11 protein-coding genes are annotated in these 10358 nt (G+C 31.7%); 3 read left to right on the forward strand and 8 right to left on the reverse strand.

Annotation, left to right across the window (positions count from 1 at the left end; translation table 11 throughout):
• Positions 1-1121 precede the first annotated feature (1121 nt).
• The 3 genes from AB3I00_RS13730 to AB3I00_RS13740 all read left to right on the forward strand — a co-directional run bounded on the left by AB3I00_RS13730 (position 1122) and on the right by AB3I00_RS13740 (position 3030).
• Positions 1122-1838 carry a replication initiation protein gene (locus tag AB3I00_RS13730; RefSeq protein WP_081129310.1) on the forward strand — a complete coding sequence of 239 codons (717 nt, stop codon included), beginning with the start codon at positions 1122-1124 and terminating at the stop codon, positions 1836-1838.
• A gap of 110 nt (positions 1839-1948) precedes the next feature.
• A complete protein-coding gene (locus tag AB3I00_RS13735) occupies positions 1949-2761 on the forward strand; it encodes a ParA family protein (RefSeq protein ID WP_071856349.1) in 813 nt (270 codons plus the stop codon).
• Positions 2761-3030: a ribbon-helix-helix protein, CopG family gene (locus tag AB3I00_RS13740; RefSeq protein WP_096710516.1), complete on the forward strand. Its 270-nt coding sequence runs from the start codon at positions 2761-2763 to the stop codon at positions 3028-3030. Before AB3I00_RS13735 ends, AB3I00_RS13740 begins: the two co-directional genes overlap by 1 nt.
• 349 nt (positions 3031-3379) lie before the next feature.
• Here AB3I00_RS13740 and AB3I00_RS13745 read toward each other — a convergent pair whose 3' ends face one another.
• From AB3I00_RS13745 to fic, 8 genes are all read right to left on the reverse strand, one after another.
• Positions 3380-3436: a hypothetical protein gene (locus tag AB3I00_RS13745; protein WP_368025504.1), complete on the reverse strand. Its 57-nt coding sequence runs from the start codon at positions 3434-3436 to the stop codon at positions 3380-3382.
• Positions 3437-3605: 169 nt separating this feature from the next.
• On the reverse strand, positions 3606-4928 hold the full coding sequence (locus AB3I00_RS13750) for a C39 family peptidase (protein WP_368025496.1): 1323 nt from the start codon (positions 4926-4928) through the stop codon (positions 3606-3608).
• 1094 nt (positions 4929-6022) lie between these two features.
• Positions 6023-7114 carry a hypothetical protein gene (locus AB3I00_RS13755; protein ID WP_368025497.1) on the reverse strand — a complete coding sequence of 364 codons (1092 nt, stop codon included), beginning with the start codon at positions 7112-7114 and terminating at the stop codon, positions 6023-6025.
• Positions 7115-7136: 22 nt separating this feature from the next.
• Entirely contained in the window at positions 7137-7388 is a 252-nt protein-coding gene (locus AB3I00_RS13760) for a hypothetical protein (protein WP_368025498.1), read from the reverse strand.
• A 469-nt stretch (positions 7389-7857) separates the two neighbouring features.
• Positions 7858-8061 carry a type II toxin-antitoxin system RelB family antitoxin gene (gene relB, locus AB3I00_RS13765; RefSeq protein ID WP_368025499.1) on the reverse strand — a complete coding sequence of 68 codons (204 nt, stop codon included), beginning with the start codon at positions 8059-8061 and terminating at the stop codon, positions 7858-7860.
• Between the two features lie 87 nt (positions 8062-8148).
• Complete coding sequence (locus AB3I00_RS13770; protein ID WP_368025500.1) at positions 8149-8823, reverse strand: hypothetical protein; 675 nt, start codon at positions 8821-8823, stop codon at positions 8149-8151.
• Between the two features lie 255 nt (positions 8824-9078).
• Positions 9079-9651, reverse strand: a complete 573-nt coding sequence (locus AB3I00_RS13775) for a recombinase family protein (RefSeq protein ID WP_368025501.1) — start codon at positions 9649-9651, stop codon at positions 9079-9081.
• 15 nt (positions 9652-9666) lie between these two features.
• Positions 9667-10272 carry a protein adenylyltransferase Fic gene (gene fic / locus AB3I00_RS13780; RefSeq protein WP_368025502.1) on the reverse strand — a complete coding sequence of 202 codons (606 nt, stop codon included), beginning with the start codon at positions 10270-10272 and terminating at the stop codon, positions 9667-9669.
• Positions 10273-10358: the final 86 nt, after the last annotated feature.

Genomic DNA, 10358 nt, shown 5'->3' on the forward strand with positions numbered 1-10358 from the left:
AAAAAGAGAACACATGCCAATCCTAAAAATTGATCAGTGTTCTCTTACAATATTTTCGGTTTAAATTTCTGTAAAAACTTAGAAAAATATTCCTATATATATTGAATTGCTCGCCCTAAATGTGCTATACTCAAGACACATTTATAAAACAAATAAGTGGTTTGTCAGACCGCTTAATTTATTTATTGAGACGAGCGCGAACACATGAGGGGTTTTCATGTGATTCAGAAATAATTGATCCTACCAAAATCAGTTATTTCCGTCTCTATTTTTTTATGTAATTTTCTTCTACTCCATATTACATTATTCATCTAAAAAAAGTAAACTACCTTTTTCATGGAATTTTTTATGCTAAATATAAAAATCGCTTTAAATCAAGCTTTATCCACTATTAAACATAGCATACGTTATTCCATCTATAGCGAATGTCACATAAAATTTCATAATCTCAACTTATTTTCTCTATCCAAATAATTACCTAAACTAATTTCATATTTGATTTCTTTATGACCTCCATAAATCCATTCTTTTTTTGCTTTAAAAAAAATATTTTCATCTTCACTCAAAGGCAACAGATTACTTTTAGCATGTTCTAACTATCCAGTCTTTGTCATTAAATCCCCTCCATGTAAACGATTTAATTTGATTATAGTATAATTGATTGTTCAAAAGTAGATCTGCATGATTTAAACTGCAGTTAACTTCTTTACTATCATACCTTTAAGTTACTGTATTCTTGTTTAAACATGCACATAAACATAAATATATACATGTGCATGTTTATGTGTATATATCTACGAGAAACAAATGGAAAAAAATATGCTAATTAGTTTAATCTTAATATGCAGCATGGAATTTTTTATGCTATATCATTCCCTTAGATTTGATTATTTCATGAGAATACTAAAGCCGATAAATATCCTGAACACAAATATAAATAATTACATATTCATGTTTATGTTTATATTCATAGAAATACACACATAAATATAAAACCAACGGAACTCACCAACATATTTATGTATATAAACATACATATAAATATGTTGATAAATATGTTTATGTGTAGTAGAATAAGTCATGAAGATATAATCTATAAGAAAGGTAGCCAGGTGAATAAAATGGAAAATGTTGTGCTATTTGATTTAAATGAAATAGATAATAAGAGAAATAAAACACTTCAAAAATCAACCAATCTTATTCAAAAAGCAAAGCATTCATTAACAGCAAAAGAACTCACTTTAGTCGATTTTATGGTTACCAACGTTAAAGAAACTGACGATGATTTCTTCACAATAGAAACAACTATTGCTGAATTAAATGAAATTTGCAAATTTGGACATGGTGGGGCTGCTCATTTAAACACAGAAAAAGCTTTGCTAAATTTAGCTAATAAAGGTTTCTGGATTGAGCTTCCTGACGGAGTAAAAACAATCGGTCGGTGGCTTGATAAACCTTATATTAAAAACGGTCGAGTCAAACTGCGCCTTGATTCTGATCTTGCACCATATTTGTTGAACTTAGTTGAAGGACAATCAACTAGACTCTTTTTTATGGACGTTGTTAACTTGAAAAGTATTCATGCTAAAAAGCTTTATGAATATCTACAATCTTGTAAACCAGATAATGAAATTTTTTTATCTGTAAACGAAGTAAAATTTTTATTTCAAAAAGAACATCTTGAATGGTATAGAGTTCTTCCATATCTAAGAAAAGCAAAAGAAGATATAAATAGTCGCACTACTATGAAAATCGATTACCAAACTGTTAAGGAAGGTCGTTCTACGATAGGCATCAAAATTATGCATTCTAAGAAAAAATCGGATTTTATTGATTAAGACACCACATAAACATGTTTATATTTATGTTTGTGTTTATGATCATGTTTATGTTTATATATATGTATATAATAACTTAATAAATATTGAAAATTAAGGAGGGCAATTATTTGAAAACATTAACAGTGAATATTGAAAAAGGCGGTACAGGAAAATCTAGTACAGTTTATAATGTAGCTGAAAAAGTTTCAAAAATAGCTTCAGTACTTTTGATAGACCAGGACAAATCAGGTAACTTAACGGATAGATATTCAAAGTATGATTACGGATTAATGAAAGACGAAAATAAAATCTCAAATTTGTACAAAGGAAAAAATTTAGAACCTATTCATATTCATAAAAATTTAGACTTGCTAGCTGGTGGACATGAACTAGCAGATATGGAAGATTTCATAAGGGATAAACCAAATAATCGCTTGATTTTATTTTCTTGGTTTGTTAAGAATATTGAAGTATTACAGAAGAAGTATGATTATATCTTCATAGATACGCATAATGATACAAGCTTGATTACTCAAAATGCCTGGGCAGTTTCAGATATCATACTTGGCGTATCCGACCCATCTATGGATGGTTTTAAAGCTCTATTGAAATTAGGAAGAGATATTGACACATTAAGAAAAGAATTAGTAGAGGTTAGAACGGGAGAAAGTTACCTAATAGCAGACTATTATTTCATCGGAAATAAAGTAAAACACAATACTAACTCCAGCAAAGAGTTTTTAGAAATTATTTCTAAAGAGCCAAATTACTTAGGCTATATTCCCGATAAAGAACTGATTAATACAGCAAATTTAGAAATGATACCTTTAGTTGAATATTCAGAAAATAAAGAGCTTTACAACAAACATAAAAATTTCTTTAATCAGACATGGAAAGTATACGATACAATTTTAAATAAATTGAACGGAAGTGATCAATAATGGCAAATAGATTTGAACAAGCAAAAAACAATTTTAAAGAAGTACCAACTAGTCCAGAAATAACCGATTCTAATACTACTAGTACTAGATTAGACACAGCTTTAAATCCATCTGAACAAGTCGAAAAAACAAAACCAACACAGATAACTCTCTATCCTTCAGAAAAAGAGAAGGTACAAATCCTTAAACAAACTCTAAATCGAAAATCAGTTTCAGAAGTAATTCGTGATCTTATAAACGCAGAGTACTCACGTCAATTTCCCAACTAAAATATAGAACACTCTATCTATCAGGAATAGGCTTTTGCCTATTCTTTTTTTATCACAAATATATCTATGTATATCAACATAAACATAAATGTGAATATAAATATATGCATGAATATAAACATAGTCATGTATATGAAAACTTATGAGGCACGCAGTAGTAAAATATACAAATAGCAAAAAAAGGATTACTCCAAGATATTTGCAACTTCTACATTACTTTGCTATACTTGAGATAAGAAAAAGGAGCTATGCGTGAACATAGCCCCTCGTAGAACCGTTAAAAAGACGGTGGCTTTTGTTTTTATGGTTTAAACCATCTAACTACTCGTCCAAAGTGAAGTTAGATGGTTTATTTTTTATTATTGTCGTTTCTGATAGCTAAAACTAACATCGCAAATGCAATCATTAGCTGTAGCGCCTCAAACACTGACAACTCAGGCTCTCCTTTCCTTAGATTTGATACTTACATACATAAGCACCACCTCCTAGAATGGATTACCACCATCTTTTCACTTTTCTACCGCTCAATTATAGCATATTGAACTGCTTCAAAACTATACTAACATTTCTATCCGTTAACGAACGACAACGGCATATTTACGAGCATTATAGATATTCTCGAATGTCGTGCGACTCATCCAATAAGAACCACTGATCGGATCAGATACATGTACCTGATTACTTCCTTTATTGTAACCGTCCAATGTCACTGCATGGTTATTATTCGCTGCTACACCAAAGCTCCAATTTCCCCAACGGATTGGTTGGAAATTAATCGTAACCCAAGTTACAACAGGGTTGCCATTCTTCACTTCATTAAGCAACGTATTCATAGAACTCCCTGAAATGTTCTGAACGTTCCCATATTTTTGTCCCCAAGTAGTCAGTGGGGCAGGGTAAATAGCAGAATATGTCCATGAATTTTCGACAAATGGACTGCCGACAAATCCATTATTAGGATTGCCATTTGGTGACTTAGGTATCGTATTTAAGAATTGTCTCAAACTCCAGTTGGTTAACTTCCCTTTATATTGCAAAGCTTGCAAGAGAGAAGCTCCTTCACAACCGCTAGGCGCACCTAGCGCATACTGGTTATAATTTTTTACACCTAATAGTCTATAATCATCATTACTTTGCTGACCATTCCCAACTGCATACCAACCCACGCCTTCGTATTTCCAGCCTTGTTTCGTAATTACGCGTTTTTCATTTTCATCCAGCGTATAATGATGCCAATTAACTTTTTTATTGTACAAACGACTGACTGGAATCCCATTCGCTCCTTTGTACGAGTACCAACCAATTCCTTCATATGTCCAGCCTTGTTTCGTAATACTATCTCGTTCTTTTGCATTTAGCGTGTAGAAATGTTCGCCATTATAGCGATTATACAAGCGATAAACTGGATCACCACTTGTTGGTGCTTGCCAACCAATCCCTTCATAATTCCAACCGATTTTTCTCAAATGATTTCGTTCACCAGTGTCTCTTGTGTAAAAATGTTCGCCACTATTAGAATTAAATAGACGATACATAGGAATCGTTTTGACAGCTGCTCTTGAACTACGTCTTATTGAGCCATCCATTAGTGCTTCTTTTGGCGCTTGTGTTGCATTTGCTTCACTTTGTCCTGCTTTTTCTGGCGCTTCCAGTGTGACTTCTTGTCCATTAATGATTGCGGTTTGCGGTTGTTCTACATTACTTTTCTCATCAGTAGTAGTTGTTTCCATTGCAGATTGTGTCTCACTTGTCACTTGTGTATCTTCAATAGAACTCATCGTTGATTCAGTCGCATTTATCGAAGCTCCTGTATTCATTTCCTCTGCAAATACATTTACCCCCATACTAACACTCATTAGTACACTAAAACTTGTCAATAGATAAAGATAACGTTTCATTATTTCCTCCCACACAAATTATTCTCATAAGAAAATTATATCGCATAAAAAAACGCATTCAATATTTCCGTTTGAAAAAAATTCTTCTGTTTCTAACAAGACAGAAGAATACGAAAAATACAATTGCAAATGTTCTACTCACAAATGATTATTGAAATCACCTTTCCCATCATATTGAGGAAAAGTATGACCTTTTTTCCGAAATTCTCTATTTAAAATATTCAAACGGTTTTTCGTTAAAGCAAGTGCCACGTACTCTCACTCTCGTTTGCTGTTTTTCTGCCAACAACCAGCTTTTCTTAGGTGAAAGTTCCCGCAAAAGTAATCCTACTGAAATAATCGATCCATCTTCCTGTTCTAAATAAATAGAGAAATAATAGGTACTAGCAAGTTGGCTATTTCAGATACTTTGTGCATTTTTACCGGTCATTTTTTTAATCTTGTTATATTTTTGAGCGTTTGTTAAAATATAAGCATCCTTGCTTTTTTATAACTCATTTTCATTATTACTATTTATACTTTTATTCGTGAGTAATTTATTTACTCGTTGTTTTGTCTGAGGCTGCTCTTCCGAGCAGTCTTTTTTAGTTCAAAATAACTCCTCGTTAGGACTGTTGTAATAAATTGAATTCAATTTTAATTCTCCATGTTTATTTCCTTTATAGATCACTGACAATAACATCGGGCTAAAGCCCTAAATTCCTAATAAAATGAAACCGAATATAAGTAAAAGTACAATGAGTAAAGTTCACTAAAAGAATTTAGAAACTCTATATTTTCTAGCCAAATACCTTCATATTTGCTTCAATCAAAGGGACGCAATCTCCTCCTTAAATACCTATCGACCTCTCGAAACTTTCATTGGTTAAAGTTCAAAAAAAAAATAGAGCTGTCCTAAATTTTGGCAGAGTAAACAGGCTCTAAAGTTTTATATACATGCCATCCGCTTTGAACGGACTACACATTAGGGGCTATGTTCGCGCATAGCTCCTAATTTTACTTATAGTAAAACGTAGATAGAGAAATAAAGGCTAGTTTTGTTTTAACAAAAGCTAACCTTTATTTTTTTCACATTTCAATTATCTGAGAAAGAATTAAAATTTATAAGCACTCAAAGGTAACAAAATATTTCCTAAAATTGTGAAAAAAGTAATTAACCAAAATAACCCTTTCCCTAAAAAAACTGCAAAATTATTTTTATTATAAAAATTACGAACTCGATTAATTTTTATAATCGCAAACGACACAAGTAAAATAATCAAGATACCATAAATATTAACAAATTCAATCAACCCTGTTTGAATAGCATCTGGTACTAAATTTGCACCAACCAATATGTTACTTACTGTTCCAAACAATGCACTAGGAATCATTCCTAATGGATCTACTTCATGATAAGTACAAATAAATAAAGTAATTAAAACCCATCCTAAGGTGCCCGCCAAAGCGATAAAACATTTTATATATAATCCAATTCCTTTACGATTTAACTCAAATGCAACTAAAAATTCAGATTCTTTAAAAACTTTTTCTTGTATTTCAGGATCTGATTTCACATTAGTAATTTCTTGAATACAACGATTACTTGCAAATTTATTTAAAGTAAAACCTGAAACATTTAAGTTCGGATTAATAGACGAATAGTTTTTGTCTGGTTCAATTAAAATATCTTGGATACTCTTTTGTGGTTCGATATACATACGTAATTGATAGGATCCCATCGGAAATCGTGTTGTCCAAAATATTTTAGAAACGGTAGCTGATACTTCAGCCAATTGATATCTTTGTTCTCCCACAGTTATATCTTTAATAATTTTTTGTGAATTTATTTTTCCACGATAAATAGTATAGTTATTAATCATATCTAAATTTTTATTTCCTGTCCAAGTAAACCACAATTTAAACGATACATTGAAATTAGAGTTTTTTATATCGATAGAATCAAAATTTTCTACATACACTCCTGTTTTAACTTTTGTTGCATTTTTAGAAAGTTCTTGTTCTTCTTTAGTTAGTTGATCGTGCTCTTCCAAATAATATGTCCAATATTTTTCTTCTGAAATTTTATCTGTGTATAAATAACTACAAGTTACTCCCAAATAAACTACACAAATAAGGATAATCCCGCTTATCCATGCTATTAATTGTTTTTTTTCTAATTTATCTAGTTGATTAAATTTTTTCATTTTCCTCTTCCCTCAATAAAATTTACCTAATGTTTTGAGCGTTTCCAGAAAACAGACTGCCTATGCCTAGAAAGATAAGTCCGCTCCCCAAGTCACCCCAAAGGTTGTTTTTCTGTTCCACAGTTCGAGAAAAACTATCTCTTTCCCATTGTTTTCCATCCGTAGAATCAATTGTTAGGAAAGTCTTTAAACTTACAAATAGAAACTTCCCTATAAAATTTGATAATAAAAACTGCCAAGAAGATTCACCAAAATCATTCATCTCCCAATTCATTGGCTAAGCTCCCATTACCAATAGATTTTCTATAAACCATCCGCATGGTACTAAAAAAGGATAAATCTTATTTTGGTTCACACGCCTCCTTAAAAAATAAAAATAACTTTTTATCTTTTAAGATACACGCTTTTTCCTTCCTAAATATTTTTTTATTTTGCCTGTTTGATAAAATAAAAAAGACACTGCCTCATAAAAGAGAGTATTATGTTTATAGATTTTATTTTGGTTCAATGCCCAAAGCATTCTTTTTATTTCAGGCATCTTTTTGTCACAAATAAACTCAAAATCACCATTTAAATATAAATCCTTTCAATATGATGTAGCAGTGGCATTGCGCATATATCAAAAAAGGGGCAAAAACTTAAAAAGTTTCTGCCCCTTCGATAATATCAACATATTTATTACTCATACACTTCGCTTCTCGTTTATATCGTACTTGATAGGTCATCTTATAATCCTAACTCTTTTAGCATTTCTCATGAAGAAATGCTTTGATCAGTTTTTCATGCTCTTTCATTAGTTTTTTATAGGTTTCAAAGTCTACTAATGACTCAGCTGATTGCAAAGAATTACTGCGCATAAATTCAGAAATATTGTCTCCATTAAAGTTAGCAACTTTTTCAAGAAAATCTTTTTCTTCGTTAGATACTCGAATACTGATTACTGGCATAGCTATCAACTCCCTTTCAAGCTCATTGAAATACATTTGTATGACGTAATCAAGAAGAAAGTATAATTTATAAACTATTATAATTACTTATTTACTTGTTTTTCTTATTGTAAACGGACGTTTACGATTTATTTGTTGCTTTTCCTCAGAAGTTACAATACTTTCTTCCTCTGGACTAGTAACATATTGAGTCTTTTGAAAACCTTTCGCAGCTTTTTTCAAAAAAAATGGTTTAAATTTCGGTTGGAAAAAAGAGACTTCTTTATTTAATTCTGTTGGTTTGTAGACTTGGACAATTAATACATGTTGTTTTTTACCTTTAACAGAGAAGATCACAATATCTCCTATGCCAATTTTCTTATAGACTGTTTGTGGTGCTTTAAAATAAACTTTTTGTTTAGTTTTATATAAAGTCTTATCTTTTAATTCCAACAATAATCCTTCAAAAATTGCATTTTTCTTTATGAATCGTATTTTAGGTACTTCTTCTCCTTTTCGCACAGGGAGAATACTCGGTGCTTCATTAAAAATTTTACTAATAATCGCAGTATACTCATTTTCTTCTTCGGATCTACCTCTAATTATATTTCTTACATAAACCAATTGACCATCTTTAGAATACACAAGCATTCCCTTTCGAATCTTTTTTTCTAATTTTTCAGCTACACGAAAAGTAAATATCTTATTTTTCAAGTAGACAGAATCATTTATTCTTCCATGTGCTAGTTGAACATGAACAGCTTCTACTAACAACTTATTCACTTCCTCTTCATTTAATATACTGACTTCTTATATTGGCAAATTACCCAATGATATACTATGAATGAAAAAAGCTATGCGCAAACATAGCCTCTAAAATTGCTACAGAAACAGACAAAAAATGCTACCTTAGACTTACTTCATCTTGAGTATAACCTCTATGAATGAATTAAAAAGAAGCATAGGTAAGCTATCCTCCTGCTTCTTTAGATTTGTATACTCAACTTATTCTATCACTTTATTTGATAATTTAAAAAGTTAACTTTCTTCAATTTTTTTCTTTATTCTAAAAAGCGTGCTGCGACTAAAGCCGGTTATAGCTTCAACTTCCTTATACGATTTACCTGAAGTAAGCAGTTCATATGCGTGCCTCTTCTTTGGTGTGATTGTTGCTTTCGGACGTCCTTCTCTGAAATTAGGATTATTTTTTCTTGCAAACATTTTCCCTTCCTGAGTACGTTCCACAATCATATCACGTTCCATTTCTGCTACACTCAACAACGTACGTGTTACCATTCGTCCCATGGACGTATTTTCAATCGTTCCTAGATTCAAAACCTTGATCGTTACGTTATCATCAAGTAAAGGTTCAATGATCTCTAATGCTTCTCTTGTGTTACGAGCAAATCGATCAAGCTTCGTAACAACTATTTCGTCTCCAGACTTCAGACCAGCCAATAGCTGATTGAATTTTGGTCGATCCCGTTTCGTACCCGTAAATTTTTCTGAAAAAATATTTTTCTTCTCTACGCCGTTCTCAAGCAACTGTTGAATTTGTTCTTTTGTACTTTGAGAAGCGGTTGAGACACGTGCATATCCATATTTCGTCATTTGATCCACCTACTTTTACAAATCATCTATCATGTACTCAGAATACCCTTCATAGAAATAGCTGACATCGATTCCTTTCATATATAATTCGCGATCATCAATTTTATCAGTCAGAGCATTAGAAATTAGATAGCGTATTTCCAAATCATTTATGGGACTTCGTTCCATTGCAGAAAGATAGTCTGCTTTATCGATCAAGTTCCAATCGACAACTTTTTGCAATTCTTCCTTTAAAATGAGATCCAGCCAAATTCTAGTACTTCGACCATTTCCTTCTCGAAATGGGTGAGCGATATTCATCTCCACATATTTTTTGATAATCTCTTCTAAAGAAGTTTGTGGCATTTGATCAATATGCTGTAATGAATATTCTAAATACATAACTGGTGCAAATCGAAAATTTCCTTTTGCGATATTGACCGATCGAATTTTTCCGGCAAAATCGTAAATCTCCGAAAATAGAAATTCATGAATTTCAGATAGGCCTTTAAATGTACCAACTTCGATTTCATTTATTCTTCCACAATCGTACAATTCTTTCGCTTTTTGTTTACTGAGTTTTTCTTCAGCCTTAGCCAATTCAACTTGATTGGTTAACCCCAATTTATTCTCTAAAATCATGCAAAATCCCCTCAACTTTATGACATAAGTTTTTGAAACACCCTCAAGCCTATTATATCGCGAATTTAATCATGTGTCAAAAACTA

Source organism: Enterococcus sp. C76 (assembly GCF_040886985.1).
Taxonomy (GTDB): Bacteria; Bacillota; Bacilli; order Lactobacillales; family Enterococcaceae; genus Enterococcus_B; species Enterococcus_B lactis.

Excerpts from the sequence above, each read along its gene's own strand:
- AB3I00_RS13730 (WP_081129310.1), top strand. The coding sequence starts at position 1,122 with ATGGAAAATGTTGTGCTATTTGATTTAAATGAAATAGATAATAAGAGA.
- AB3I00_RS13740 (WP_096710516.1), top strand. The coding sequence starts at position 2,761 with ATGGCAAATAGATTTGAACAAGCAAAAAACAATTTTAAAGAAGTACCA.
- AB3I00_RS13750 (WP_368025496.1), bottom strand. The coding sequence starts at position 4,928 with ATGAAACGTTATCTTTATCTATTGACAAGTTTTAGTGTACTAATGAGT.
- AB3I00_RS13755 (WP_368025497.1), bottom strand. The coding sequence starts at position 7,114 with ATGAAAAAATTTAATCAACTAGATAAATTAGAAAAAAAACAATTAATA.
- AB3I00_RS13760 (WP_368025498.1), bottom strand. The coding sequence starts at position 7,388 with ATGAATTGGGAGATGAATGATTTTGGTGAATCTTCTTGGCAGTTTTTA.
- relB (WP_368025499.1), bottom strand. The coding sequence starts at position 8,061 with ATGCCAGTAATCAGTATTCGAGTATCTAACGAAGAAAAAGATTTTCTT.
- AB3I00_RS13775 (WP_368025501.1), bottom strand. The coding sequence starts at position 9,651 with ATGACGAAATATGGATATGCACGTGTCTCAACCGCTTCTCAAAGTACA.
- fic (WP_368025502.1), bottom strand. The coding sequence starts at position 10,272 with ATGATTTTAGAGAATAAATTGGGGTTAACCAATCAAGTTGAATTGGCT.